This is a genomic window from Lactobacillus sp. B4007 (assembly GCF_026535895.1).
Taxonomy (GTDB): Bacteria; Bacillota; Bacilli; order Lactobacillales; family Lactobacillaceae; genus Lactobacillus; species Lactobacillus panisapium.
Window position 1 is genome coordinate 22,116 of sequence record NZ_JAFNPA010000003.1, and the last position, 25,861, is coordinate 47,976.

Annotated in this window: 22 protein-coding genes; 17 read left to right on the forward strand and 5 right to left on the reverse strand. The window is 38.0% G+C overall.

Features of this window, described 5'->3' with window-relative positions:
• Nucleotides 1-36: 36 nt before the first annotated feature.
• The 5 genes from J3U54_RS05370 (at nucleotide 37) to fba (ending at nucleotide 5,864) form a co-directional block, all read left to right on the forward strand.
• Nucleotides 37-1,347, forward strand: a complete 1,311-nt coding sequence (locus J3U54_RS05370) for a serine hydrolase (protein ID WP_267385367.1) — start codon at nucleotides 37-39, stop codon at nucleotides 1,345-1,347.
• 2 nt (nucleotides 1,348-1,349) lie between these two features.
• A complete protein-coding gene (locus tag J3U54_RS05375) occupies nucleotides 1,350-2,192 on the forward strand; it encodes an NAD(P)H-hydrate dehydratase (RefSeq protein WP_267385368.1) in 843 nt (280 codons plus the stop codon).
• A gap of 67 nt (nucleotides 2,193-2,259) precedes the next feature.
• Nucleotides 2,260-2,904, forward strand: a complete 645-nt coding sequence (locus J3U54_RS05380; RefSeq protein ID WP_103751913.1) for a L,D-transpeptidase — start codon at nucleotides 2,260-2,262, stop codon at nucleotides 2,902-2,904.
• Between the two features lie 258 nt (nucleotides 2,905-3,162).
• Nucleotides 3,163-4,848, forward strand: a complete 1,686-nt coding sequence (gene argS, locus J3U54_RS05385; RefSeq protein ID WP_267385369.1) for an arginine--tRNA ligase — start codon at nucleotides 3,163-3,165, stop codon at nucleotides 4,846-4,848.
• A 101-nt stretch (nucleotides 4,849-4,949) separates the two neighbouring features.
• A complete protein-coding gene (gene fba / locus J3U54_RS05390) occupies nucleotides 4,950-5,864 on the forward strand; it encodes a class II fructose-1,6-bisphosphate aldolase (RefSeq protein ID WP_103751911.1) in 915 nt (304 codons plus the stop codon).
• Between the two features lie 97 nt (nucleotides 5,865-5,961).
• On the opposite strand, the gene J3U54_RS05395 is transcribed toward fba, so the two are convergent.
• Nucleotides 5,962-6,531: a histidine phosphatase family protein gene (locus J3U54_RS05395; protein ID WP_267385371.1), complete on the reverse strand. Its 570-nt coding sequence runs from the start codon at nucleotides 6,529-6,531 to the stop codon at nucleotides 5,962-5,964.
• A 189-nt stretch (nucleotides 6,532-6,720) separates the two neighbouring features.
• On the opposite strand from J3U54_RS05395, the gene J3U54_RS05400 reads away from it, so the two are divergent.
• The 3 genes from J3U54_RS05400 to J3U54_RS05410 all read left to right on the forward strand — a co-directional run bounded on the left by J3U54_RS05400 (nucleotide 6,721) and on the right by J3U54_RS05410 (nucleotide 9,425).
• Nucleotides 6,721-7,248: an NAD(P)H-dependent oxidoreductase gene (locus tag J3U54_RS05400; RefSeq protein WP_103751909.1), complete on the forward strand. Its 528-nt coding sequence runs from the start codon at nucleotides 6,721-6,723 to the stop codon at nucleotides 7,246-7,248.
• 301 nt (nucleotides 7,249-7,549) lie between these two features.
• Nucleotides 7,550-8,413, forward strand: a complete 864-nt coding sequence (locus J3U54_RS05405; RefSeq protein ID WP_267385372.1) for an aldo/keto reductase — start codon at nucleotides 7,550-7,552, stop codon at nucleotides 8,411-8,413.
• 235 nt (nucleotides 8,414-8,648) lie between these two features.
• A complete protein-coding gene (locus J3U54_RS05410; RefSeq protein WP_267385373.1) occupies nucleotides 8,649-9,425 on the forward strand; it encodes an alpha/beta hydrolase family protein in 777 nt (258 codons plus the stop codon).
• Between the two features lie 88 nt (nucleotides 9,426-9,513).
• Here J3U54_RS05410 and J3U54_RS05415 read toward each other — a convergent pair whose 3' ends face one another.
• Entirely contained in the window at nucleotides 9,514-10,434 is a 921-nt protein-coding gene (locus tag J3U54_RS05415) for a LysR family transcriptional regulator (protein WP_267385374.1), read from the reverse strand.
• Nucleotides 10,435-10,553: 119 nt separating this feature from the next.
• Between J3U54_RS05415 and J3U54_RS09070 the strand changes: the two genes are divergently transcribed.
• Nucleotides 10,554-11,729 carry an FAD-binding protein gene (locus J3U54_RS09070; protein WP_323848302.1) on the forward strand — a complete coding sequence of 392 codons (1,176 nt, stop codon included), beginning with the start codon at nucleotides 10,554-10,556 and terminating at the stop codon, nucleotides 11,727-11,729.
• 90 nt (nucleotides 11,730-11,819) lie between these two features.
• On the forward strand, nucleotides 11,820-12,380 hold the full coding sequence (locus J3U54_RS09075; RefSeq protein ID WP_323848303.1) for an FMN-binding protein: 561 nt from the start codon (nucleotides 11,820-11,822) through the stop codon (nucleotides 12,378-12,380).
• 74 nt (nucleotides 12,381-12,454) lie between these two features.
• On the opposite strand, the gene J3U54_RS05425 is transcribed toward J3U54_RS09075, so the two are convergent.
• The gene (locus J3U54_RS05425) at nucleotides 12,455-13,825 is read right to left on the reverse strand and encodes a serine hydrolase domain-containing protein (RefSeq protein ID WP_103751904.1); all 1,371 of its coding nucleotides are present in this window, start codon (nucleotides 13,823-13,825) and stop codon (nucleotides 12,455-12,457) included.
• Nucleotides 13,826-14,012: 187 nt separating this feature from the next.
• Between J3U54_RS05425 and J3U54_RS05430 the strand changes: the two genes are divergently transcribed.
• Together J3U54_RS05430 and J3U54_RS05435 are read left to right on the forward strand one after the other, a co-directional pair.
• On the forward strand, nucleotides 14,013-15,782 hold the full coding sequence (locus tag J3U54_RS05430) for an oligopeptide ABC transporter substrate-binding protein (RefSeq protein ID WP_267385375.1): 1,770 nt from the start codon (nucleotides 14,013-14,015) through the stop codon (nucleotides 15,780-15,782).
• A gap of 36 nt (nucleotides 15,783-15,818) precedes the next feature.
• Complete coding sequence (locus tag J3U54_RS05435) at nucleotides 15,819-16,733, forward strand: proline-specific peptidase family protein (protein WP_103751902.1); 915 nt, start codon at nucleotides 15,819-15,821, stop codon at nucleotides 16,731-16,733.
• A 77-nt stretch (nucleotides 16,734-16,810) separates the two neighbouring features.
• Here the strand turns inward: J3U54_RS05435 and J3U54_RS05440 are convergent, their stop codons facing one another.
• A complete protein-coding gene (locus J3U54_RS05440; protein WP_267385376.1) occupies nucleotides 16,811-17,680 on the reverse strand; it encodes an RluA family pseudouridine synthase in 870 nt (289 codons plus the stop codon).
• 85 nt (nucleotides 17,681-17,765) lie between these two features.
• On the opposite strand from J3U54_RS05440, the gene J3U54_RS05445 reads away from it, so the two are divergent.
• From J3U54_RS05445 to J3U54_RS05465, 5 genes are read left to right on the forward strand one after another with little or no spacing between them, the layout of a single operon-like run.
• Nucleotides 17,766-19,823, forward strand: coding sequence for a PBP1A family penicillin-binding protein (locus J3U54_RS05445; RefSeq protein ID WP_220219943.1), 2,058 nt, complete (start codon nucleotides 17,766-17,768; stop codon nucleotides 19,821-19,823).
• Between the two features lie 16 nt (nucleotides 19,824-19,839).
• Nucleotides 19,840-20,190 (forward strand): YlbF family regulator, encoded by a 351-nt coding sequence (locus J3U54_RS05450; RefSeq protein ID WP_103751899.1) that lies wholly within the window; start codon nucleotides 19,840-19,842, stop codon nucleotides 20,188-20,190.
• Between the two features lie 8 nt (nucleotides 20,191-20,198).
• Complete coding sequence (locus tag J3U54_RS05455) at nucleotides 20,199-21,416, forward strand: metallophosphoesterase family protein (RefSeq protein ID WP_267385377.1); 1,218 nt, start codon at nucleotides 20,199-20,201, stop codon at nucleotides 21,414-21,416.
• Nucleotides 21,397-23,898, forward strand: a complete 2,502-nt coding sequence (locus J3U54_RS05460; protein ID WP_267385378.1) for an AAA family ATPase — start codon at nucleotides 21,397-21,399, stop codon at nucleotides 23,896-23,898. The genes J3U54_RS05455 and J3U54_RS05460 overlap by 20 nt, the downstream gene beginning before the upstream one ends.
• Entirely contained in the window at nucleotides 23,891-24,868 is a 978-nt protein-coding gene (locus J3U54_RS05465; RefSeq protein WP_220219940.1) for a 3'-5' exoribonuclease YhaM family protein, read from the forward strand. Before J3U54_RS05460 ends, J3U54_RS05465 begins: the two co-directional genes overlap by 8 nt.
• Before the next feature lie 49 nt (nucleotides 24,869-24,917).
• Here J3U54_RS05465 and J3U54_RS05470 read toward each other — a convergent pair whose 3' ends face one another.
• Nucleotides 24,918-25,817, reverse strand: coding sequence for a peptidylprolyl isomerase PrsA (locus J3U54_RS05470; protein ID WP_220219939.1), 900 nt, complete (start codon nucleotides 25,815-25,817; stop codon nucleotides 24,918-24,920).
• Between the last annotated feature and the right edge of the window lie 44 nt (nucleotides 25,818-25,861).

Genomic DNA, 25,861 nt, shown 5'->3' on the forward strand with positions numbered 1-25,861 from the left:
AACTTGCTAAAATTTTTTCACTTCAAAGGAGAACTTATGAACCTAAGGCGAAATTTAAAAACAGTTGTGGTCAGCTTATTGGCTATTGTGACACTATCTGCGTGTGGAACAGGTCCTAGTAGTGAACCGCCAGCTCAACCTAAATCAGTTCAAGTCAGAAATAATTATCAGTCTGAGCAATTAAATCTCAATGTTAAATCGGCAATTGCAATTGATAGTAAAACGGGGCAACTGCTTTATGGCAAGAATATTAACCAGGTATTGCCAATTGCTTCAATGACCAAATTAGTAACGACTTATTTAACCTTACAAGCAATTAAAGAGCAAAAACTTAGTTGGGATACTGAAGTAAAGCCAACTAAGCAGATTGTCAAGGTTGCCAATAATAAGCAGTTTTCTAATGTGCCACTAAAAATGGGGCACTCTTATACAATCAGGCAGCTATACCAAGCGACCCTAATCGAATCTGCTAATGGAGCGGCAATGTTGCTTGCTCAGGCCGTCAGTGGCTCGCAAGTTGCGTTTGTTCGGCAGATGCGTCAGCAATTAAAAAAATGGGGCATTAATGACGCCCAGATCTATACTGTTTGCGGTTTGCCCAATAAAAGTGTTGGGACGGATGCCTACCCAGGAGCTGATAAAGACGCAGAAAATGAGATGTCAGCTAAAGACATAGCAATCGTTGGTCAGCACTTGTTGACTGACTTCCCCGAAATAATTGAAACAACAAGAATTGCTCATTTAAACTTCAATGATCAAGGAAGCCAAACACTCATGACTAACTTTAATTGGATGCTTAAAGGCTTGTCCCAATACCAGCAAGATCTAAAAGTTGATGGTCTAAAAACGGGAACTACTGATGCCGCTGGTGCTTGTTTTATTGGAACGGCAAAAGATAGTGATGCAAGACTAATTACCGTGGTAATGGGAGCAAGGCATGCTAATAGTCTTGACCCAGCACGTTTTGAGCAAACTGGCAGGTTGCTGCGGTATGTTTACCGTAATTATCAACCCATTGTTTTTAATCAAAATGAAGTGATTATGGGTACCAGCAAGATTAATGTTCATAATGGCGCTAACAAGCAAGTTGATATCGGCATGAAGCAAAGACGAGTAATCTGGGGACCAAAAAATGGCCAAAAATTAACGGTTAATTTAACTAAGGACACCATAGAAGCTCCGGTAACCCAAAATCAAACGGTTGGTTCATATAGCTTTAAATCGGGGTCAACTAAACTAATTTCTATCCAAGAACCTGACGGAATTAAACTACCGGCAAAAGCGTTACAATCCACTAAACAGGTTAATTTCTTGCTTCGTTTTTGGCACCGGCTTTTTGGAGGATAACAATGACAGAAATTAAGCAATCTATTATAACCAAGGTTATAGCCAAAAGAAAAAGCAACACCCATAAGGGAAACTACGGACGAATTTTATTAATAGGTGGAAGTGAAAATTACGGTGGTGCAATTATTATGGCCGCAGAAGGTGCACTGAAATCTGGCGCTGGTCTAGTTTCTGTTGCTTGCCATTCAATTAATTTAAATGCTCTACATGCGCGCGATCCGGAAGTGATGTATGTTGATTGGCGCAGCAGTGATCTGCCGCAATTAATAAAAAACATGGATGTCATTGTTTGTGGACCAGGATTAGGGGCTACCCCATTTGCGCAAAAGCTTCTTTTGCAGCTAGGTCAAGTAGTGACTAACCAGCAAACGCTTATTTTAGACGCTAGTGCGCTGGATTTGATTAGTCAAAATCGGTCGCTGGCCCCGCAAAATGCGAAGTTAGTAATCTTGACTCCTCATCAAATGGAATGGCAGAGACTTAGTCAAATTAGGATACCTTATCAAACGGATGCAGCTAATTTGACGGCATTAAATAAGCTGTTTCCAGGGCAAAATGCTATTTTAGTTTTAAAGTCCAATCATACCAAAGTTTATACGTCAAATAAGGATGTTTTCGTTAATCCTCTTGGTAACCCAGGGATGGCTTGTGGCGGCATGGGCGACACCTTAGCCGGCATAATTGGTGGCTTTACTGCGCAATTTGGTGGCAATATTGATTCCGTTTTGGCAGCTGTGTATTTGCACTCACTCGCTGGTGATCTAATTGCTAAAGATGAATATGTTGTACAACCAACCAAAATTAGTGCGCTTTTACCTAAACTTATGCTTAAGTTTGTAGATTAAGTTTTTGGCTAAACTAGCAAATATTGTAAAATAGAGTATAAATAATTCTCGAGGAGGTTGATTTAGTATGAAAAATAGCCTATTAAAGCCGCTAACAGGCCTATTTGTTCTACTAATCTGTGCAATCAGTCTAGCTCGTGTTTCGATGCCGTCAAGTCCGAAGGAAGAAAAGCCTAAGGAAAATCAGAAAATGCAGGTTAAGAAGACGGCAGCATCTTTTCGTCCCTATAAGGATCCGCAAGATCTGCGGGTGCCTTATGACTGGCATCAACCCAGCGAAACAAAAGCTTATCCTAAAATTAAGCCGCTTGAAAATGATCTAACCATTCGTGTTTCTCTTCGGGGCAATCGCGTTTATATTTTGCGTGAAAATCAGGTAGTGTACACGATGCTGGCAAGTGGAGGGCTCTTTAAAAAGGGCAAATCGACAACGCCCACAGGGACTTTTAAGATTCAGGATAATCGGGGAGATTCTTTTTATAATCCAGAATTAAATGAGGGTGCTAATTATTGGACTAGCTGGGATAAAGATAATGTCTACCTCTTTCATACGGTTCCAACTAAAAGCAATGGAAAGTATAATCGCAAAGAGGCCAAAAAATTGGGTGTTAAATCCGCGTCTCATGGCTGTATCAGGTTGAGTATTTCAGATGCACGGTGGATAATGAAAAATATTCCCACTGGCACAAAGGTAATCGTCAAAAATAATTAAAAGTGTTGGCTTGAATGTCATTTCCTGTTATAATCAATTTTTGAGAGAGGTTAGGAGTAGTAAGCATTTATCCTAGTAAGCGAGTCCGAGTTGATGAGAGTCGGGTTAGGAGGATGACTGAAGGCGTGCCTGACCAGTAATTTAACAAAAATAATAAGCGGATACTTTGTATCAAATAGAGTGGTACCGCGGGTAAAAACTCGTCTCTTCCTTTGGAATTAAAGGAAGAGGCTTTTTTATTGGAATTTGGAGGTAAAAATGGACTTTAAAAGTAAAGTAGTTGATCTTGTTGCCAGTCAAGTAGATTTGCCTAAAGAAAAAATCAACCAACTTATTGAACGGCCAAAGAACGAAAAGATGGGTGATTATGCCTTCCCTGCATTTACTCTGGCTAAAGTTATGCATATAAATCCGGCTGAGATTGCTCAAGAAATTGCAGCCAATCTTGAAAGCAGCGATTTTACCAGTATTCAAGCTGTTGGTCCGTATGTTAACTTCGCAATTAACCACGAAAAATTAATTACGCAAGCTTTGCATGAAGTTTTGACAGAAAAACAGCACTATGGTGATCAAAAATTAGGGCAAGGAAATGTTCCTATTGACATGTCAAGTCCCAACATTGCTAAGCCAATGTCAATGGGACACTTGCGTTCAACTGTAATCGGTAATTCAATTGCGGAAACATTGAAAAAAGTTGGCTATACTCCAATTAAGATTAACCACCTAGGTGATTATGGCACCCAGTTTGGTAAGCTGATTTCTGCTTATAAACATTGGGGTAATGAGGAAGATGTCAAAAAAGATCCAATCATGAACCTCTTTAAGTATTACGTTAAGTTTCATGAGGAGGCTGAAAAGCACCCTGAGCTTGAGGATGAGGGTCGTGCATGGTTTAAAAAACTTGAGGATGGTGATCCTGAAGCAGTTAAATTATGGCAATGGTTCCGTGACGTTTCCTTAAAGGACTTTAAGCGGATTTACAAAGAATTGGGCGTCGAATTTGATTCATACAAGGGTGAAGCATTCTTTAACGATAAGATGCAACCTGTTATCGATGAATTAAAGGAAAAAGGTTTGCTTCACGAATCACGCGGGGCACAGGTAGTTGATATGGGCGAAGACGAAAGCCCAGCTATGATTGTGAAATCTGACGGTAGCAGTATTTACTTAACCCGTGATTTGGCTGCCGCTATTTACCGAATGAATACTTACCATTTCGTTAAAATGCTGTATGTTGTCGGTAATGAGCAAGCTCACCATTTTGTTGAACTTAAAACGGTTTTGAAGAAAATGGGTTATGATTGGGCAGATGAAATTTACCACGTACCATTTGGCTTAATCACGCAAAATGGTAAAAAACTATCAACCCGTAAGGGTAACGTCGTTTTCCTTGACCAAGTATTAAAGGATGCCGTTAACTTAGCTCGTAAGCAAATTGATGAGAAAAATCCTGCTTTAGCTAACAAAGAACAAGTAGCTCATGATGTTGGTGTAGGAGCCGTTGTGTTCCATGATCTTAAAAATGATCGGGTAGAAAACTTTGACTTTGACTTAGATGAAGTTGTTCGCTTTGAAGGCGACACTGGTCCTTATGTTCAATACACCAATGCGCGGGCACAGAGTGTATTACGTAAAGCTGCGAAGTTAGGTCAAGAGCCTAAACTTGATGCTGCACCAGTTAAGGATGATTGGTCATTTAGCGTTGCCAAAGCATTAGCCGATTTCCCAAGAATCATTGCGCGCAGCAGTGATAAATTTGAACCATCTGTTATTGCCAAGTATGCTTTGGATTTAGCTAAGAAGTTTAATAAATACTATGCTAATGTTAAAATCTTGATCGAAGATGAGCAAATTAACACGAGATTGGCGTTAGTTCAGGCGACCTCAATTGTCCTGACTGAGGCCCTCAGACTACTTGGTGTTAACGCTCCTAAAGAAATGTAAAAAAAATTTAAAAAATAACGCTTACATCGATTAAAAGATTGCTCAAGACTTCGTTATTACGGTACAATGTGACTGTAAGATTAATAGGAGGTAATTTATTAATGGCTTATTTAGATAATGGTAACCAAATCTTTAAAGATGCTCGTAAAAACCATTATGCAGTCGGTGCTTATAACACTAACAACTTGGAATGGACACGTGCAATTTTGCAAGCAGCTGAGGAAACTAGAACCCCAGTTTTAATCCAAGTTTCAATGGGTGCTGCTAAGTACATGGGTGGCTACAAGATTGCTAAGGATATCGTTGAAGATTCAATGGACGCAATGGACATTTCAGTTCCAGTCGTATTGAACTTGGATCACGGTGACTTTGAAGCTGCTAAGGAATGTATTGCACTTGGCTACTCATCAGTTATGTTTGACGGTCACGCATTACCAACTGACGAAAACTTAGCTAAGACTAAGGAAATCGTCAAATTGGCTCATGAACGTGGAATTTCCGTTGAAGCTGAAATCGGTAAGATTGGTGAAAACCAAGGTGCTGAAGGTGGAGAATTAGCTTCTGTTGAAGATGCTAAAGCTTTCGTTGCTGCTGGTGTTGACAAGCTTGCTTGTGGTATCGGTAACATCCACGGCGTTTACCCAGCTGACTGGAAGGGTCTTAACTTCGATCGTTTGAAGGAAATTGCTGATGCAGTTTCTGTTCCACTTGTATTGCACGGTGGTTCAGGTATTCCTGAAGAACAAGTTAAGAAGGCTATCTCACTTGGAATTTCAAAGGTTAACATCAACACTGAATTCCAATTAGCATTCCAAAAAGCAACTCGTGAATACTTCGAAGCTCACAAGGATGAAGACAAGGCTAACAAGGGTTATGACCCACGTAAGCTTTTACTTCCTGGTACTGAAGCAATCACTGATGCAATGAAGGAAATGATCACTTGGCTTGGTACTCCTTCAATTGACGACAAGATTAAGTCAGCTGCTTTTGACAAGAGCTCATTAAACTTAGAATAATTACCGAGTTGTAATGAAATTAAAAAGGCTAACTCCTGAATGGAGCTAGCTTTTTTTTATTAAAAAATAAACGACTAAATTGCAATGACATTGCAAGCTAACAATCTGGATTAAACATTGTTTTTAACCGAAAAATATCATCGTCAAAGTCATATTTTAAGACGGAACAATTCTTAATTCTTTCAGTCCTTTTGAATGTATTGTACTTTTCCCAGACTTTATAAAAATTAGCGATGGCAGCACCATGTGACACAATTAAAATATGCTTATTAGGTGATTGGCGCACAATTTTTGTAATTTCTTGGTTAATGCGAGCTGTTAATTCCTTCTGCGATTCGCCGCCAAATTGAACGAAAAAATCATTGTAGGGAAGTGGCGGATTTAAATGCTCGCCTTCACCTTCATAAGTGCCAAAATTCCATTCACGCAAGTTTTTATTTGTTTCAAATGGCAAATCAGTAATTATTTTGAGTGTATCAATTGCTCGTTCAGAGGTAGAAGAATGAGCTTCCTCCAGTTGGACATGCTCTTTTTCAAAATACTCCTTTTTAGTAGCTTTTGCTTCCTGAATTCCCAATGGTGTGAGTGGTGAATCACAAAAGCCTTGAATTTTGTGTTGAACGTTAAATAATGTTTGCCCGTGTCTTACTAAATATAATGATTTCATATTTTTCCTCTTCTCCTAGTAAACAGCTATTTTCTATTTTACCTGAAGACTAAGTAAAAAGTTATGCTATTTTTCACTTATGCGTTTTGCGCATACCAAATGATGAAAGATAAGTATTTTACATGCTTTGATGAACGGCTTAAACTAAAAAATAATTGTTAATATCTTTATATAAGGAGATAAGAGTTTATGAAAGTAACAGTTTTAGTTTTCCATCCACATCTTGCTCAGTCGCGCGTTAACGCTTTTTTCATCAAACAATTGCAAGAGAAATCTTTGCCAAATGTAGCTATCTATGATGAATACCAATTGTATCCTCAGGGCCAAATTGAGGTTAGTCAGGAACAACAGCTGTTAGAGCAAAGTGACCGCATCGTTTTGCAATTTCCGTTTTACTGGTATAGTAGCCCCGCCCTTTTGAAAAAATGGGAAGATGTCGTTTTAGAACATGGGTGGGCCTATGGAACTAATGGTGATAAACTGCATGGCAAAGAATTGCAGTTAGTTGTTTCTGCTGGAGCGCCAGCAGAAAACTATCAGTCAGATGGTGCATTTCACGTGACAATGGCAGAATTATTATCTCCTTTTAAAGCAACTAGCAACTTAATTGGGACTATATTCATGCCTCCTTTTGTCACCAAAGGTGTCATGCAGCATTTAGATGATGTTCAATTGGCTAAACGTGCACAAGAGTACATCGAAACAATAACGAAGTAGGCATTTTTTTACCGAGTTAAGTTTAAAGCCGGTAAAAATGGAATAAACAAGGTAATTGCTGCACAAAAAAAGAAATTGCTTTTCATATAAAGAGTTGAAACTGATTATTGCTTATTCGAAATGAGCAAGCATTTGAATTAGCATATTCAAATAATCCTGATTTTGCCAATCCATACTCTGCAAATAAATAGAAGCATATTTCTAAGCATTAGATAATGATTTCCAAAAAAATCTTGACTTAAAGCGTACTTTAAGTCCTATACTTCTAATTGAAAATTAATCCTAAACAAGGAGGAATAAGATGATTTTAGATGAGACATTAACCTTAAACAATGGAGTCAAAATTCCTAAATTAGCATTAGGTACGTGGGAAATTAATAATAATCAGGTTGCCCAAGTGGTCGAAACAGCTATTCAACTTGGATACCGGCACATTGATACTGCGCAAGCATATGGTAACGAAGCCGGAGTGGGATTAGGAATAAAAAATTCTGGTATTCCGCGTGAACAAATTTTTGTTAATTCAAAAGTTGCCGCCGAAATCAAAAATTACGCCGATGCCAAGAAGTCAATTGATGAATCTTTGGCGAAAATGGGACTTGATTATTTAGATATGATGATTATTCACAATCCGCAGCCTTGGAACGAAGTTAATCAATCAGCTGATCGCCATTTTGAAGGTAATTTGGCAACTTGGCGTGCATTAGAGGATGCAATGAAGGAAGGCAAGTTGCGTGCAATTGGTGTGTCGAGCTTTGAGCCGGATGACTTAACTAATTTAATTAAAAATGGTGCGACTAAACCGATGGTAAACCAAATTTTGTGTCACATTGGTGCAACACCGAAAGATTTGCTTGCTTTTTCACAAAAACAGGGAATTGTTGTTGAATCATTTTCACCCGTTGCCCATGGAGCAGCCTTGAATAATCCGGTAATAACCCAAATGGCCGATAAGTATCATGTATCAGCGGCCCAACTCTGTATTAGATATGATTGGCAGCTAAATACGGTAGTGTTGCCTAAAGCGGCGCGAGCTGATCACATTAAGCAAAATACGGAAATTGCTTTTGAAATAAGTACCGAAGATATGCAAACCCTGCAAAAAATTAATGCAATTGATTATGGGGAAGCAGGTCATTTTCCAGTATTTGGCGGAAAGCTTTAAGAATTAACCACTTTGTTACTAAAACTGACAAAGTGGTTTTTGTTTGGTCTTATTAGCAACAATCACCGCAATATTTATTAAATTCCTAGTTGCTTTTTCTGGCAGGAGTGTGGCAGAAACTTAATAAATCATAGAATAATTGAATCATTTAACGTGATTTTTTGGTGCTATCATATATTTTATGAATAAATAGCAACAATTTTTTACTTGTTATAAAAATAAGGAGGTTTCCAAATTGAAAGAAAGACTAGAATTCGTAAAGTGTCAAGATCATGAAGTGCCAATGTTAATCGATGTCCCCGACAGTGGTAATCAATTTCCTGCGATTTTATTAATTCATGGATTCATGTCAGGTAAGAGCAATGATAACCACATGTTACAAAGAATTAGCCAAAGTATCACTGCTTCAGGAATAGTAGCTGCTAGAATAGATTTATGCAGCATGGGTGAAAATCTTTGCTCAAGAGAACAATATGGAATGAAAGTTATGATTGAAGAAGTTAAAGCTAGCTTTGATTATCTCCAATCCCTAAGAGAAGTAGACAGTAAGCGCGTTGGTCTATTAGGCCACAGTCTGGGTGGACGCTTAGCTTTCACCTGCTCGACTTTGCCAGCTAAAGTAATAATTTCGTTGAATGGCGCAATTAATACGCAAGAACCAATTAATGTTGGTTATGATCAAAAGCAAATGCAAAATCTGGGTTATAGTATTATCCATACAGCCGATGGCAGAGTTGAATTATTATATCCTCGTTTTGATGCAGACATTAAAGCAACTCTTAATAACAATATTGAAAAATTTACTAATCCAATTTTAGTTGGTGTAGCGACTACTGATCCAACTTTGAACCCAGAGATTAGCTTGAATTTCATCAAAAATAGTGGCATGGAGAATGTTGATTATTTTACTGTCGATAATTCAGATCATACTTATAACGTAGAATCAGGTGACTTTACAAAGTTAAATGAAGTTATTGGTAAGGTTGTGCCTTGGCTAAAAGAGCACATTTAATTAAAGCCACGTTCTCCGCAAGCAAAATGAACAAAACAGGTAGTTTAAGACTTAATCTACCTATTTTTGTTGATCTGAATACTCGTTTTCAGCTAACTAAAATTTTAGTCGTAAATGTTTGTTTTAAAATAGAAATCACTTCTGCTATTTCCGCCATTAAATAGTTGTCATTTTTTAAAGTAGAAACGGTAAAGTTGATTTTAACCTCATCTTGAGGCAATTTAACGTAATTGATATGTTGGTATTTTTTAGTTTTGACTGCAGCAATACTCGTCGTCATATTACCTAACCCTTGTGCGGCTAGTTTTAGTGCTGTTAGTGAATCTCTGACATGAATTTGGGGATAAATTTGAATACCATTATTGCTAAAATACGTGTTAATAATTTCTTGGTAACGTCTTTCTCCATCAACGACAATAAAGTTTTCCTGATTGAGCGTTTGTAATTTAGTCCCAGAAATATGAACTTCTTGTTTATTTGGTTGGTATAGTTTGGAATTTTTCCCTAGTACCAAGACTTGAGTATCACGATGCAGCTTTTGGCTTTTGACGTTAGGCAGTTGCAGCTCATTTCCGACAAATAAATCAATCTGCTCGTCTTTGAATGCTTTTTCGGCATCCGCCGTGCTTAATTCTAATGTTTCGGTTTTTAAGGTAGGAAACTTAGCTAGCAGCTTCGGTAAAATAGTTAAATTAAAATTTTCGCCAAGAGGTGGGGTAATACCCATTATTAAAGTAGGAAACTCGTTTTTAGTAAATCTTTTCATTTCTTGGTTTAATTGATTTTCTAATTGTAAACTTTCGCGCAAATAACTCATGAGTAATTGCCCAGCAGGCGTTAACTGGATTGGATGTGACTCACGGCTAACGAGTAAAACATGATATTTTTGTTCATATTTCTTAATGATTCGACTCAGATAAGGTTGCGTAAGATAAAGCTTCTTGGCGGCTTCAGAAATAGAGCTACTGTTTTCAAGTGTTTCTAAAAAAATTAGTAAGCGATTATTCATTCTTGATCCTATAACTGTTTTGTAATAGTAATTTCAATAATTAAGTATTTCACATAGTTAATATTATAGTGTTTAATGAAAGCGTAAACAACAAAAATATTAATAAGGAGATCAAAATCATGAGTCATAATCAAGATTTTCAGTGGGATGCTGTATATGACGTTGCTGTTCTGGGCTTTGGTGGAGCAGGAGCGACAGCTGCCCGGTTTGCCGCAGATAACGGTGCTAAAGTTCTATTGGTTGATAGTGCGCCAGAAGGCCATGAGGGTGGCAACACCCGGTATGCTGGTCAGATGGTTGGTGCTGGCAAGGACTATGAGGCATTAAAAAATTACCACGAGCATTTAGCCGCACCTCTTAAGCCAGATCAAGCAGCCTTTACTAACCTAATTGAAGGAATGGCCAATATGGGTGACTACTTCAGAAAATACCTAGATGTCGAGCCAGTTAGCATGAAAAAAATGCTGGCGGGTACACCTTCAACCGCTTATGTGACGGAATATCCGGAACTGCCTGATGCTGATTCTTATGATGATTACTTAGTGCATCAAGGAGTAGATGATGCGGCTTTATGGAAAATTTTGCGGCAAAAAGTTTTAGACCGCTCTAACTTAATTGATATTTGGTATGCTTCTCCTGCTAAACACTTAATTCAAGATGGGGTAAGTAAAACTGTTATTGGGGTTCAAATTGAACTTAAACATGTTTTACGCAACATCAAAGTTAACAATGGTGTCGTTTTAGCTGTTGGTGGTTTTGAAAACAACCAAGAGATGATTCAGACCTTCCTGCAAGCACCATATCTTGCACCAATTGGTTCTTTATATAATCAAGGTGACGGAATTAAAATGCTTGAGGAAGTAAACGCGCAATTATGGAATATGCGCTCATTCGAATCACTGGGTCAATTCCACGGATTGTCTTTAAAACAAAATAAAGGTGTCCGTTCTACTTATGCACTTAATGTCTTCTGGCAAGAAAGTTCAACTGGTAGTGTAATTGTAGTTGGTGATGATGGTACAAGGTACTTTAACGAAGCCGAAATGAACCGTCACGGTCACATTTATAATCACGGCGATTGGGTAGTTCCACTCAATCAGGCTCATCCTTATATGATTTTTGATCAGAAAAAATATGATGAATTACAGAATGAACCTGATGATGGTTTAAAGGTTCCAGGCTATTTGGATAAAGCAATTAAAGCAGATTCAATCGAAGAATTAGCTCAAAAAATTACTAAAAATCCGGCAATACTAGAAGAAACGATTGCTGAATTTAACTTTATGGCGGAGTAAGGCAAAGATTATGCTTTTCACCGTAATCCAAAAACTTTGCGCAAATTTAGTTCTACTGGTCCTTACTATGCAATTGCGCTTAGACAAAATATGCTGAATACGCAAGGCGGTGGACGAAGAAACGGTCATTGTCAGGTCGTCGATCCGAATGGCAATCCAATTCCACATCTGTATGAAGCGGGTGAATTAGGCTCACCATTTGTTAATAAATATACAACTGGTGGCAATATTGCCGATTGTCTGATCTCTGGAAAAATTGTAGGTGAGAACGCTGCAACCCTTAAACAGGATTTACCAGTGTCTGGTAGTGGTAATTTTACTGACGCTAAAATTAATCCTGACTTCCAAGCCGAAAGTGATGAAGACCATAACCACTATACCTTAGGTAAGAATCAGTATCTCGGATATAGTAATAAGGGCATGGGTGACGGCGTTGTTGTGCGAACAACGGTTAGTGATGAAGGAAACATTGAGAACGTTGGAATTTTAAAGCAGACCGAAAGTGATGATTATGGTCTAAAGGCTATTAAGGAACTACCGAAAAAGATTGTGGCGAAAAATACGTACAATGTTGATGCGGTTTCCGGTGCTTCGCAAACTAGTAGGGCAATTAAAGAAGCCGTCAAGGATTCACTTAGTAAAGTTAAATAAATAAAAATAAGTTAACTAAACTTGTTTGGACAAAAAAACAGCGTGTTGTCGCACGCTGTTTTTTATTTGTGAATCTAGTTTACCTTAACAAACTCGGTTGCCTTCTTAAGTGCAGGATCTGATTGTAAGTAAATTTTATCAGTACCTAATTCAATCGGAATCAGTTCATGTTGGTAAAGCCGAGCTTCAATGTACATTTTGCCATTTGCACCTTCAAGTATTGGATTATTCCATTTACCGATAGTTGCTTTAAGCTCGCCATTTTCGTCACAAAGAGTAACCAAACCATAGCCTGGATTTTCGTAATCACCAAGTAATTCTGCTTTTGCTTTAACTGCATGGCAGTCATTACCTTTAAGCTTGGCAATATTATCTTCTCTTGCCTGGTTTTTCTTTGCCATAATTTTACTTACTTTGTCGGCCCAGTCTGTGTCATGAATTCCTAAGGCCTCGTCAATTGTTTGATAAGCCAAAGCGAAAATTGAATCGGTAGAATCCATGTTGGTAGTCACAACAAATGCCAAGTCAAGATCAGGAACGAAGCCTAGGAAAGAACAATATCCAATATACGAACCACTGTGATAAAAGTACTTGTGACCACGGTAGTCTTCCATCATCATTCCTAAACCATAAGCACCGAAGTTAGCACCACCGTATGCTCGGCTAGGAGGCATGATTGATTGTGGCTGATAACGTTGAGCAGTAACCTCAGTTGAAGTTGATTTTTGGGTTTTTAGCTGGAATTCACCCCAAGTAAGCAAGTCGGCAATTGTTGCTAACATGCTGCTGGCTCCGCCAACCTTGCCAGGTGCAATAAATGGAACTTCTTGCGTTACATCATTATCTCTAATATAAGGCTTAGGAATTCTGTCACGTGGCGCTTCATGATGATTAATGAAAGTATTATTCATGTGAAGTGGCTTAAGTAGGTGTTCACGTTCGTATGAGCCGTAATCCTGACCGATTGCTTGTTCCATTACGTAGGTTGCCACGGCATAAACCAGATTACTATATTGCATCTTAACCCGTAATTCGTGGTTAGGCTCTAAGTAGCCGACATGTTCAGCTTTTTCTTTTAAAGTTAGATCATGCTTATTCATGTTAGTAAAACGCATTAAATCGTGAGCAGGTAGTCCGCTTTGGTGACTTAGTGCATCTCTAAAGGTTAAATGATCTTGAGCATATTTATCAACGAGTTGAAAGTCAGGCCAATATTTTTTTAAAGGATCATCTAGGCTGATTCTACCTTCATCAGCTAATTGACAAATTGCCGTTGCCAAAAAGGATTTAGAAATTGAGGCTAAAGGATACAAGCTATCTTCGTTCGCATCGCCGTAAACATGGCTATAGCTCTCATTTTTGTGATAGATTCCAAAGCCTAAACTTGGCAAATTGAATGTATCTCTTACTTTTTCAGCAAAGTCATTTATTTTTTGTTTATCCATTACTACTCCTTTTGTAAATTACTAATCCAACATAAGCGGATAGTAAAATTACAGTCTTTTATAGTCCATTTTACTCTTTTTAGGGACAAAATTAAATATTCTTTTCATAATTATGATGTATTTATTTGACTAGTATGATATATTTATTAACATAATAAAATTAATTTATACGGAAATGAGAAAAGATATGAAAAAGAATAAGTTGTTAACTTCAATTGGTGTTTTAAGTCTTTCTGCAATTGCTTTAGTTGGTTGTGGTAAGAAGAATAATGCTAATAATGACGAAACTAAAAATGTTTCTAAATTCCCAATTGAGACTCCGAAAAAAGCAGTCAAACAAGGTGGAACGGTTAAGATTGCAGTCGAAACAGATACACCATTTTCAGGTATTTTTTCGCAGGAATTATCTTCTGAGGATGTTGATTCAATGGTGGCTTCTCCTGGTCAAGAGACTTTGTTTGATAGTGATGATCATTTCAAAGTTACTGATAAGGGTGCAGCAACACGCAGATTGGATCAAAAGAACAAAACCATTACCATTAATATTAAAAAAGGTGTTAAATGGTCCGACGGTAAACAAGTCGTAGCTAAAGATTATGAATATGCTTATGAAATCTTAGCAAACAAGGATACGGCTTGTCCTCGATATAGTAGCCAGTTTGAAGTTTTAAAAGGTCTGAAAGAATATCACGAAGGCAAGGCAAAAACGATTTCTGGTATTGAAATGCCTGATGGCGAAAATGGTCGTAAATTAGTTCTTCATTTCACGGAATTAAGTCCAAGTATGTCTAACGCAGGTAGCCGGTCGCTTTGGGAAGCGGTTGAACCTTATCACTACCTTAAAGATGTTCCTTTCGCTAAATTAAAATCTTCTGATAAAATTAGAAAGAACCCATTGTTCTTTGGTCCATATAAAATGGAAAAGTTGGTTCGTGGACAATCAGCCACTTGGGTTCCTAATGAATATTACTGGCGTGGCAAGCCAAAATTAGATAAAATCGTCGTTTCTGTTGTTTCCCCTAATTCAGCTTCACAGGCTATCAAGAGTCATAAATTTGATGTGATTCCAGTGATTAACACTCAATGGCCTCAAGTAAAAGATACCAAGGACGTTAACTTTGTGGCACAAATTCCAATTGCTTACCATTACCTTGGTTTTAAAGTTGGTAAATGGGATAAAAAACTCAGCAAAAACGTTGAAAATCCAAAGTCTAAGATGAATAACAAGGCTTTGCGGCAAGCTATTGGTTATGCAATGAACGTTGATGCCGTGAATAAACGTTATACATATTCTTTGACCTTTAGGGTGAAAACTTTAATTCCAGAAATCTTTGGTGATTACTACGATAAGAGTGCCAAAGGCTTTGATTATAACCTTAAGAAAGCAAATGAAATTCTCGACAAGGCCGGCTATAAGAAGAAGGGCAAGTGGCGTGTACAGCCTGATGGCAAACCACTGAAAATTAATGTAGCCGCAATGAGTGGGGATGCAACTAAGGAACCAATCATTCAGAACTATATTCAACAATGGCACAAGGTTGGCTTAAACGTTCAGCTGGCCACGGGACGCTTAATTGAGCACAACTCGTTTTACGACAAATTGCAAAACGATGATAAGGGCATTGATATGTATATCGGTGGCTGGTCAACACCAACTGAACCATCGCCACATCCTTACTACAGTGAATCAGCTCCATTTAACATGGCCCGTTTTGTAACTGCTAAAAATAATAAATTGCTGACAGAAATGAATTCGCAGAAGGCATTTAACCATAAGTACCGCGTACAAAAATTCCACGAATGGCAACAATACATGAATGACGAAGCTTATGTCATTCCAATCGATAATTCTTACCAAATTACAGCTATCAATAATAAGCTTACGGGGTATTCACTCAAGCCTTCAGAAGGCAACAACGGCCACCCATTATGGTACAAAGTTGGCTACGCAAAATAATTTTATTAAAAGACTAGAAGGGGACTAGACTAAATAATGAGAACAGGATCAAAAATTATCACTTTAGATAACGGCTACCATTTGTGGACGAGTACGCAAGGCGAAGGTGACATCCACTTGTTAGCATTGCATGGTGGACCCGGTGGTAACCATGAATATTGGGAAGACGCTGCTGATCAATTAAAAAAGCAGGGATTAAATGTCCAAGTTACGATGTATGATCAACTTGGTTCGCTTTACTCTGATCAACCAGATTATGATGATCCAGAAATTGCTGCAAAGTATTTGACCTATGAATATTTCCTTGATGAAGTAGATGAAGTTAGAGATAAGCTTGGTCTTGATAACTGCTATTTAATTGGTCAAAGTTGGGGTGGACTTTTGGCGCAAGAATACGCCGTTAAATATGGTCAACACCTTAAAGGAACAATTATTTCTTCAATGGTTGATGACACCGATGACTATATCGCTTCAATTAACCGGCGTAGACAAGAGATTTTCCCACAAACGGAAATTGATTTTATGCGCGAATGTGAAGAAAATAATGACTATGACAATAAGCGTTACCAAGAAGATGTTCAGATTTTGAACATTAACTTTCTTGATCGTCGTCAGCCGTGCAAGCTTTACCATATTAAACGAATCGGTGGTTTACCTGTCTACCATGCTTTTCAAGGTGATAATGAGTTTGTCGTTACTGGTAAGTTAAAGGATTGGCATTTCAGAAAGTATCTCAAAGAAATTAAAATGCCAACACTACTGACCTTTGGCGAAGAAGATACCATGCCACTAGAAACTGCTCGAATTATGCAAAAAGAAATTCCTAATTCACGTTTAGTAACTACCCCAAATGCGGGACATCACCACATGGTTGACAACCCTGATGTTTACTATAAGCATGTGGCGGACTTTATTCGAGAAGTTGAAGCTGGCACCTTTAAAGGTGAATAGTTAACTGCAGTGTAAATAAAAAAAGTGACTAGTGTTTTAAAGTCAAAAAAAGCCATGAGCTATTTCTCATGGCTTTTTTATTGGTTTAGTAAAATAATTTTTTCTTTTGGCAATTTGACTTTGATTTGATTGAAACTAAACGGCTTTACCAAGGACATCTGAAATGCTGTTAGGTGTAAAAAGTCATTTGGATTGCACTGAGGATTATATAATGGATCACCGACAATTGGGCAGCCAATTGCGGCTAAATGAACTCTAATCTGATGAGTTCGACCGGTTTCAAGCGACAGTTTAACAAGTGCTGTCTGATCGGAGCATTTTTGTAAAACTTGATAATGGGTACAGGATTTTAGACCATCTGAGCGAATCATTCTTTTGCGTTTATCCATTGGATCATGGCCAATCGGCAAGTTAATTGTGCCTTTTTCTGGTAAGCTACGTGTTTGATTGACGACGGCTAAGTACTCTCTGTGAAAGATTTTAGTTGTTAATTCACGATTAAGAATGGGAACAACGGCCGGATTTTTAGCCACTAAAAGCAATCCACTCGTTAGCATATCTAAACGGTGTACAATGTAGGGAGTGTATTTTAAATAAGTGGCACAATCATTTAAAGCCGTATTGGTTTCTCCCTGATTGGGATGAGTCTTTTGACCCGCTGGCTTATTAATAATTAGCAAGTCGTGATCCTCGTAGATTGGGTCAGGAAATTTTCCACTTGGTAAATAAATCCCTTGTTCAGACTCAACATGATCAAGAATTAGGTCAATTTTTTCGTCTGGATAAACAAGCTGATTAAAATAACGGTATTGGCCGTTAATTAAAACCTTACGGTTGATTCGCAGATAATGGCGCCATTTTCGCGGAAGTAAAAGCTGCCGCAACAAGTCACTGACAGAACATGGTTTAAGATTTTTGGGGTAATTAAGTGTAAAATAATAGCTCATAAATATTTATTAAATCTTTTTGAAAATAAAGGTAATACTTTCTGATATGATACAATTTTAGTTGTTTCTAAAAGGAGCAGATAAAATGGAAAATAATGAACCAAAGAGAAACGGACTTGGTGGCTTGTGGCACCGGTTTGATCACCGTTTTTATATCGGGCGCTGGATTATCTTGATCCTGCTAACCTTCACTTTTTTGGTTTGTACTTATTATACCGTCAAAGTAAAAACTTCAAACATCTCAAATTTAAAAGCATCCCTGTCGACAACCACGGCTATTTATGATCATAAAAATCAAAAGGCGGGTTCTTTATACTCGCAAAAGGGGACTTTTGTTGAATACAATAAAATTTCACCTAACGTCAAAAATGCCGTAATTTCAACTGAAGATCGAACTTTTTGGACTAATCCTGGCTTTAGTATTAAGGGGATGGCTAGAGCAGCTTTAGGGTTAGTGATTCATCGAGGACAAATTTCTGGTGGTGGTTCAACTTTAACGCAGCAATTAGCCAAAAATGCTTTATTAACACAGCGTCAAACTATCTCACGTAAAGTAGAAGAACTATTTTTTGCGATTGAGATTACGCACGTTTACTCCAAAAAAGATATTTTAACTATGTATCTGAACAAGGCTTACTTTGGTAACGGTGTTTGGGGCGTGCAGGATGCCAGCAGGAAATATTTTGGTAAAGATGCTAGCCAGTTAACGGTGGGCGAAGGAGCTTGTTTAGCTGGAATTTTGCGGAATCCAAGTAAATATAATCCAATCGATCATCTGAATTATTCGCTTTCAAGACGTAATTTGGTTTTGGACTTGATGGTTTCGAATGATAAGCTAACCAAACAGCAAGCACAAATAGCTCAAAGACAAAGTTTAACTTTGCGTGATACCTATCATAATCAGGATGGTTATCGTTATCCCTACTTTTTTGATGCTGTGGTCGATGAGGCGATTAATCGCTACGGTCTAAAAGAAGAAGACGTGATGAATAAGGGGCTTCGTATTTATACGACGTTAAACCAAAATTATCAGCAGCAACTTCAGGAAAAATTTGCTCAAGACTGGCTATTTCCGCAGGGGTCTTCTGACGGAACAAAGACTCAAGGAGCCAGTGTGGTGATGGATCCAAGTACTGGAGCTGTTCGTGCCGTCATTGGTGGACGAGGAAAGCACGTCTTTCGCGGTTATAATCGTGCAACCCAAATGAAACGGCAGCCGGGCTCATCAATTAAACCAATTGTGTCTTATGCACCAGCTCTCCAGCAGGGCTATCATTATGATTCACAGCTGTCGAATAAACTGCAGCGCTTTGGTAAAAATGGCTATCAGCCGCATAACGTTGATAACGGTTATTCTAATAAGATCCCAATGTATGTGGCATTAGCACAAAGTAAAAACGTGCCAGCCGTTTGGTTACTTGACCGGATTGGTGTGTCTAAGGGTGTCCAATCGGCCAATAATTTCGGTATTAAAGTAGCCAAAGAGGATCAAAACCTTGCTTTGGCCCTAGGGGGGTTATCAACTGGAGTTTCTCCTATGCAAATGGCGCGAGCATATTCTGCTTTTGCCAATAAGGGAAATCTTCCCAATAATTCCTACTTCATTACTAAAATTACCGATGCTAGCGGCAACGTAATTGGCGAAAATCACGATATTGGAAAACACCGGATTATTTCAGAAAGCACAGCAAAAGAAATGACCACAATGCTTTTAGGCGTTTTTGCTGGTGGTACAGGTACATCGGCTCAACCAGCCGGTTACCGCGTTGCTGGTAAGACGGGCTCAACGGAAGTACCAAATTCATATGGGTTTGGTACCAAAGACCAGTGGATTGTAGGTTATACGCCTGATGTAGTCGTTGCTACTTGGGTTGGCTATGATCGCACTAATAAACAGCACTTTATGCATGGTGTATCTGAAACGGAGATTACCAGATTATACAAAGCAGAAATGGAAGGGATTCTTCCTTATACTGCACAAAATCAATTTACTGAGCAGGCTCCTAAACAAATTATTCAAAACAACGGTTCTAATTCGGATTGGACTAATGGCTTGAATGAAAAAATACAAAAAGGTTTAGGATCTGCGGGAGAAAAGCTTAATGAATGGTATAATGATTTGAAGGGTCTTTTTGACCGATAATTAGGAGGATTTAATCATGGTAAATATTTATGACGCAACCAATCAATTAGCTTCTGATTTGCAAGAAATTGATGAATTTAAGACTTTACAAGTTGCAATTGACGGAGTTAAAAATAATGCAGAAAGTTCAGATTTGTTTAAGAAGATGGACAAGATGCAAAATACAATTATGAACGTTCAATCACAAGGTCAAGAATTGACACAAGAAATGCAGGAAGAATATAAGAACTTAAATGAACAAGTTCAAAAAGATCCCCAAATTTTGAAGCTGTTAGAGGCAGAACAAGGCCTTTATAATACAGTTGAAGAAGTTCAAAAAGTAATTACCCAACCAATTAATGATCTATACAAGGGTCTTAGAAACTAGATACAACAATGAAATTTATTCATTTTGCTGATGCGCACTTAGATAGTCCTTTTTTGGGGCTATCTTTTTTGCCATCTAGGAGTTCTTCATCCATTCATGACGCTCCTAACCAGTCATTAACAAAAGTCGTTGATTTGGCCTTGCAAGAAAATGTTGATCTTGTGTTGATCGCAGGGGATACGTTTGATAGTGCTCGACCTAATCCCAGTAGTCAAATCTTTTTTGCACAACAAATTGCTAGGCTAACCGATGCCAAGATTCAAGTGGTCATGATTTTTGGAAACCATGATCATATGAAAAAAGAAGACTTATTAATTTCAGCAAGCCCCTATTTTAAATTATTAGGTGATGGCGAAACGGTTGAAACCGTCAGTTATCAAACAGCTAATGGCTTTGAGTACGAGATCACGGGTTTTTCTTACTTAAAAAATCACATCACTACCAATAAGATTAGTGAATTTCCAGCTAAAGGCAGACATTATACTTTTGGCTTAATGCACGCACAAGAAAAGTCAGGCCAAAGTAGTCAAAATGTTTATGCTCCATTTAATTTAACCGAACTAAAAGAGTTAAACTATGATTACTTTGCTTTAGGGCACATTCATTTGCGACAAGTTTTATCAACTACTCCTTGGATTGTTTATCCCGGCAATTTGCAAGGGCGTCATATCAATGAAACAGACGAAAAAGGCTGTTATCTGGGCGAAATAAATGAGCAAACAAAAGAAACAAAAATTCAATTTATTCCTACTTGTCCTATTGTCTGGCAAAAAGTTGCTATCAAATTGCAAAAACCACTGTCCCAAGCTGATTTGCAGACTTTAATTTGCGATAATCTCACTTCTTCGGTAACGACTTATTACTGCCTAAAAATTATTTGTGCCGAGTATCTGAGTGCCAAAGAACGTGAAATGATCCAGGAAAGTGATTTCTGGCACATGATCTCGCAGCAACTAGATTGTGAATCACAATTAGTGGATGTGCGGCTGGCCAGCAACAGTCACCTAGAAATTGCCGAAAATGATCAGGTTTATTTCAAGCAAGCTGAAAAAGAGGTTTTTGACCAGCAAGAGTTTCAGTCTTTCAGTAATGATTGGGCTAAAAAAGATGATTTTGCGGCCGAACTTGCCCAAAGTACGCTTTTCGAAGAGCAAGTGCAACAACTTGCTGAGGTCAAACTGAATAGTAAATTGAAAGGAATTAGCGATGAAATTAACGAAGATTAAGGTTGTCAATTTTGGCCAATTCTCTGATTTTACGTTTGAACTGCCGGAATCTAATCTCACGGTTTTTTTTGGTGCTAATGAAGCTGGTAAAAGTACGATTGTTGCTTTTATTAAACAAGTTCTATTTGGATTTCACCTAGCCAAGCATACTTCTGCTTTTTTTGAAGATTATAAACCTTTAGCAAGGGTCAGCCCAATGGGTGGATCATTGTTTTTTACGGATGAGCGGGCTAATACATTTGAATTGGAACGCCTGTATGCACCGGGCAAGGGCTCTAAAGTTGGTACGCTAACTGTTAAGCGTAATGGACAGGTTGTTCCGGAAAATATTTTTTTTGATCAGTTAAAAAATATTGACGGTGAATTTTATTCGGACAGCTTTATCTTTAATCAAGACATGTTAGCTAAAGTTGGCACTATTGGACAGACAGATTTGCTTGAACGCATTTATTATTTAGGCGCTGCTAATAGTGACAAGCTGATTGATCTGCGCGACGATTTTGCCAAAAAAGCAAGTACATTATTTAAAAAAGGTGGGACTAATCCGCCGCTTAATCAGTTGCTTAAGCAGTTAAAAGAGCAGAAAATCAAGGTCGATGAAGCAGAGGAAGAATTTTCCGACTACCAAGAATTGCAAAAGCAGTTCAGTGATCAGCAAGCACAATTAACTGAACAGGAAGCACTTTTAACCAAGTTGCAAGATAAACAAAAGCACGCTGAACAATTGCAAAGATTACTGCCGAGCTACCAAAAACTTACCAAGTTAAAGCAAGAAGTAAAAACTGTTTCCTTTGATGAACAACAATATCAAAAAGCGCAAAATTTGCTGATAGAAAAGCAAAATTTGCAGAAACAGACGGAAAATTTGCAAAAACGACTTGCCAAAGTTGCTGGTCAAGATAATTCGCTCCAAAATGAGCATGAATTGGTTCAAAAAAAGCCTGAAGTTTTGCAATGGCGCTCAGAATATCGCTCTTGTTTACAAAAGCAGAAGCAAATTGCCAGTGAAAAAGAACAGTTAGTTACTCTTAACCCAGCATTGGCAAAAATAGCCGATTTTAGTCAAGATCAAATGGTTACGTTGCAAACAGATTACCAAAACTTGTCTTTAAAAGATGACTCTTCAAGGCAAAACACTCAAACTGATGGAAGATATTGGCTGATTGGTTCTGGCTTAATCATCATTCTTGGTTTAATCCTGTTGGTAATCAATTCACCGCTTTTTGGTGGAGCCGCGCTACTTGGCGGCATTGTCTGTGGAATGTGTGGTTTCACTAAACAAAAGCAGGCTAGGGAGGTCAAGGCCCAGCAGGAAGAGCAAAAAGATTTAGCTCAAAAACAGCGGGCCGCTTTTACCAGTAAGTATGAATTAGAACCGGACCAGTTGGATCTACCGAATTTGCTTAACGCGTGGCGGCAATATCAATTACAAATTCAAAAAGAAAAAGCAGTTGAAAGTCAAGAAGAAGATTTACTTTTACAGTCTAGCAAACTTGCTGATAAGATTAGTCAACTTCTTCACCAAGAAGTCCAGCCAGACTTTGAGAGTATTCTTATCGCTTTAGACCAGTTAGAAACGCAGGAAAATCTTGCCCGTCAGAGTAGCGAAGAAAAAGCTAGTTTGCAAAGTACAATTGCTGATAATGATTCTCGTATTAAGGAGCTCGATTTAAAATTAAATGCACTTTTTGCTGCTGCTAATGTAACTGACATGGCGGGCTATACGGCGCTTAAATCAGCTAAATTAAAGCAGGAACAACTCCAGGCTGAAATTAATGTTTTAGCGACAAATCTTAAGCAAGATATGGCTGAGTTAAAATTAATTCAGCAAGATACTGCTTTGCAATCCAAGCTTCAAGATTTATTACAGCAAATTGCCAATCAGCAAGAAAAGATCCGCCAATTACAAGCGACAAAGGCTGAGTTGAGTGTTAAGATGACCAACCTAGCTAATTCAAACGCTGTCTTTTCAGCTAAGCAAGATTTAGCTAACCTAAAAACTAAGTTTCAGAACTTAAGTACTGAATATTTAGCAGATTTAGCCGTATCAAAATGGATTGCGCGGGCACTAGATTTAGCTTCAAATGAACGCTTTCCTAAAATGTTAGTACTGGCAAAAGAATATTTGCGACTATTAACAAATAATCGGTATAATAGTATTGAAATTGACAAGAAACTAACAGTTACTCGTTATGATGGCAAGAAGATCAAGGTACAGTATTTGTCTCGTGGTACTTCTGAACAACTGTACTTTGCATTAAAACTAGCATTTGTTCAGCAAATAAAAGATCAAATCAACTTACCAATTTTAATTGATGATTCCTTTGTCAATTTTGATGATCAACGAGTTGACCAGATTAAGCAACTATTGGATCAAGTAGCGCAAAACACTCAGGTGTTGATTTTTACTGCGCAATCCACTTTAGTTGAAAAATTGCATATTCAGCCACTAACTTTTAGGAAAGGAACCGAGAATGTATAAACGTTTGCTGGATTATAATGATGGTGAAGAATTGGAGGCAGTTGTATTAATTAAAAATTCACAACTGCGACATACGAAAAAGGGCAAGCTATATTTAGCAATGTCTTTTGGCGATTCGTCAGGTGAAATTCGTGGTAACTTTTGGGATGCCAATAATCAGGATGCTGCGACTTTTAGTGCTGGCACCATTGTTGAATTAGATGGCAAACGTGAGGAATACCAAGGACAACCACAGATCAAGATTTATAGTTTACGAGTTGTTGGTCCTGAAGAAGGCTATGATCTTAAGCAATTTATTAAGTCGGCACCTGAAAAAATTTCTGTCATGAAAGAGGAAATTAATCAGTATGTATTTGAAATCTTAAATCCGACATGGAATCGCATAGTTCGTTTTTTACTGAAAAAATGGGGTGAGCGTTTCTATGATTATCCCGCTGGAAAAAGCAATCATCATGCGGTTAGAGGCGGCTTAGCCTATCATACGCTGTCAATGCTGCGGGATGCTAAGGCAATTGCCGACAACTATCCGCAGGTAGACAGGTCGCTTTTATATGCTGGCTGTATTTTGCATGACATGGGTAAAGTTCTTGAATTAACTGGCCCAGCCGCAACGCAATATACCACTGAAGGCAATTTGGTTGGGCATTTAGTATTAATAGATGAACAAATTATGCTGGCGGCTAAGGAACTTAATTTCGATTTAGAAGCCGAGGATATTTTGTTGTTACGGCACATGGTCTTATCGCACCATGGTAAATTTGAGTATGGCTCACCTAAATTACCAGCGTTATTGGAAGCCGAATTGTTACACCGCATAGATGATTTGGATGCTGCTGTTTATGCAATTACCAACGCCTTGCAAAATACGCGGCCGGGTAATTTTACTGATAATATTATGAGCCAAGGTGGCAGGAAATTTTATCGGCCAAAAAAGGATGAACCGTTAACTAAAGCTAGAAAATTAGAGTAAAAAAAAGAAGTTCAAATGAACTTCTTTTTTATTTGCGATTAAACTAAGCTTATTTCTTTGCATCTGAAGTAGAAATGTATGAAGATAAGACGTTCTTAAGATCGTTATCTTTAATATTAACATCGGCTTTTTTCAATACAGTCGAAATTACGCTACGCATTGTTTCTTGATCTTGTGACATTGAACGGTAAATCTGATCATCAATTTCCTTCTTGTGTGAAGCAAATGTGCCTTTACCAGGGTGTTTAATCATTCTAATTACATGGTAACCAGATTGTGATTTAACTGGGCTGCTGGTGGTTTCACCGGTCTTTAACTTGAATGCCGCATTCTTAAATGCTGGGTCTAAAGTTGAATCGGTTGAATCAAAGGCAGGTAATTTTCCTTCGTTGGATTTAGTACCAGTATCAAGTGAGTATTTTTTAACTAAGCTCTTGAAGCTCTTACCATCTTTTAATTGCTTAATGATATCCTCAGCTTGTGATTTCTTGGCAACTAAAATATGTTGAACGGTAACTTTTGGTTGATATGATTTCCAAGCCTTGTCTTCTTGACTCTTAGAAATCTTCTTAACGTCTTTTAAAGCTGCCTCACTAAGTAAGTTAGTCTTAAGGTTTTGCTTAAAGCCTGAAACAGTCATACCGTTTTGTTGCAATACAGCGTTAAATTGGGAACCATATTGCTTTTTGTAATTATCAAATTGCTTGTTAACTTCACTCTTGGAAACTTTATTACCATATTGTTGTTCCAAAACATGGTTAATAATCATGTTAGCAAGAGCGGTTTGACCAGCTTGCGATTTCTTCATTTCATCGTAGTAGTCTTTTTGGGTAATTTTACCACCCTTGTAGGAGGCAACTGTCTTGCCATCATTAGAACAAGCAGCAGTTGATAAAGCAATTCCGGCTACAGCGGCTACTGCAGCAATTTTCTTAAAATATTTTTTCATAAAGTAATTCTCCACATCCTTAATAAATTAAGTCACCGTCAATT

What these genes read in the sequence shown, in the direction of transcription:
- J3U54_RS05370 (WP_267385367.1), top strand. Translation starts at nt 37, where the DNA reads ATGAACCTAAGGCGAAATTTAAAAACAGTTGTGGTCAGCTTATTGGCT.
- J3U54_RS05375 (WP_267385368.1), top strand. Translation starts at nt 1,350, where the DNA reads ATGACAGAAATTAAGCAATCTATTATAACCAAGGTTATAGCCAAAAGA.
- J3U54_RS05380 (WP_103751913.1), top strand. Translation starts at nt 2,260, where the DNA reads ATGAAAAATAGCCTATTAAAGCCGCTAACAGGCCTATTTGTTCTACTA.
- argS (WP_267385369.1), top strand. Translation starts at nt 3,163, where the DNA reads ATGGACTTTAAAAGTAAAGTAGTTGATCTTGTTGCCAGTCAAGTAGAT.
- fba (WP_103751911.1), top strand. Translation starts at nt 4,950, where the DNA reads ATGGCTTATTTAGATAATGGTAACCAAATCTTTAAAGATGCTCGTAAA.
- J3U54_RS05395 (WP_267385371.1), bottom strand. Translation starts at nt 6,531, where the DNA reads ATGAAATCATTATATTTAGTAAGACACGGGCAAACATTATTTAACGTT.
- J3U54_RS05400 (WP_103751909.1), top strand. Translation starts at nt 6,721, where the DNA reads ATGAAAGTAACAGTTTTAGTTTTCCATCCACATCTTGCTCAGTCGCGC.
- J3U54_RS05405 (WP_267385372.1), top strand. Translation starts at nt 7,550, where the DNA reads ATGATTTTAGATGAGACATTAACCTTAAACAATGGAGTCAAAATTCCT.
- J3U54_RS05415 (WP_267385374.1), bottom strand. Translation starts at nt 10,434, where the DNA reads ATGAATAATCGCTTACTAATTTTTTTAGAAACACTTGAAAACAGTAGC.
- J3U54_RS09070 (WP_323848302.1), top strand. Translation starts at nt 10,554, where the DNA reads ATGAGTCATAATCAAGATTTTCAGTGGGATGCTGTATATGACGTTGCT.
- J3U54_RS09075 (WP_323848303.1), top strand. Translation starts at nt 11,820, where the DNA reads ATGCTGAATACGCAAGGCGGTGGACGAAGAAACGGTCATTGTCAGGTC.
- J3U54_RS05425 (WP_103751904.1), bottom strand. Translation starts at nt 13,825, where the DNA reads ATGGATAAACAAAAAATAAATGACTTTGCTGAAAAAGTAAGAGATACA.
- J3U54_RS05430 (WP_267385375.1), top strand. Translation starts at nt 14,013, where the DNA reads ATGAAAAAGAATAAGTTGTTAACTTCAATTGGTGTTTTAAGTCTTTCT.
- J3U54_RS05435 (WP_103751902.1), top strand. Translation starts at nt 15,819, where the DNA reads ATGAGAACAGGATCAAAAATTATCACTTTAGATAACGGCTACCATTTG.
- J3U54_RS05440 (WP_267385376.1), bottom strand. Translation starts at nt 17,680, where the DNA reads ATGAGCTATTATTTTACACTTAATTACCCCAAAAATCTTAAACCATGT.
- J3U54_RS05445 (WP_220219943.1), top strand. Translation starts at nt 17,766, where the DNA reads ATGGAAAATAATGAACCAAAGAGAAACGGACTTGGTGGCTTGTGGCAC.
- J3U54_RS05450 (WP_103751899.1), top strand. Translation starts at nt 19,840, where the DNA reads ATGGTAAATATTTATGACGCAACCAATCAATTAGCTTCTGATTTGCAA.
- J3U54_RS05455 (WP_267385377.1), top strand. Translation starts at nt 20,199, where the DNA reads ATGAAATTTATTCATTTTGCTGATGCGCACTTAGATAGTCCTTTTTTG.
- J3U54_RS05460 (WP_267385378.1), top strand. Translation starts at nt 21,397, where the DNA reads ATGAAATTAACGAAGATTAAGGTTGTCAATTTTGGCCAATTCTCTGAT.
- J3U54_RS05465 (WP_220219940.1), top strand. Translation starts at nt 23,891, where the DNA reads ATGTATAAACGTTTGCTGGATTATAATGATGGTGAAGAATTGGAGGCA.
- J3U54_RS05470 (WP_220219939.1), bottom strand. Translation starts at nt 25,817, where the DNA reads ATGAAAAAATATTTTAAGAAAATTGCTGCAGTAGCCGCTGTAGCCGGA.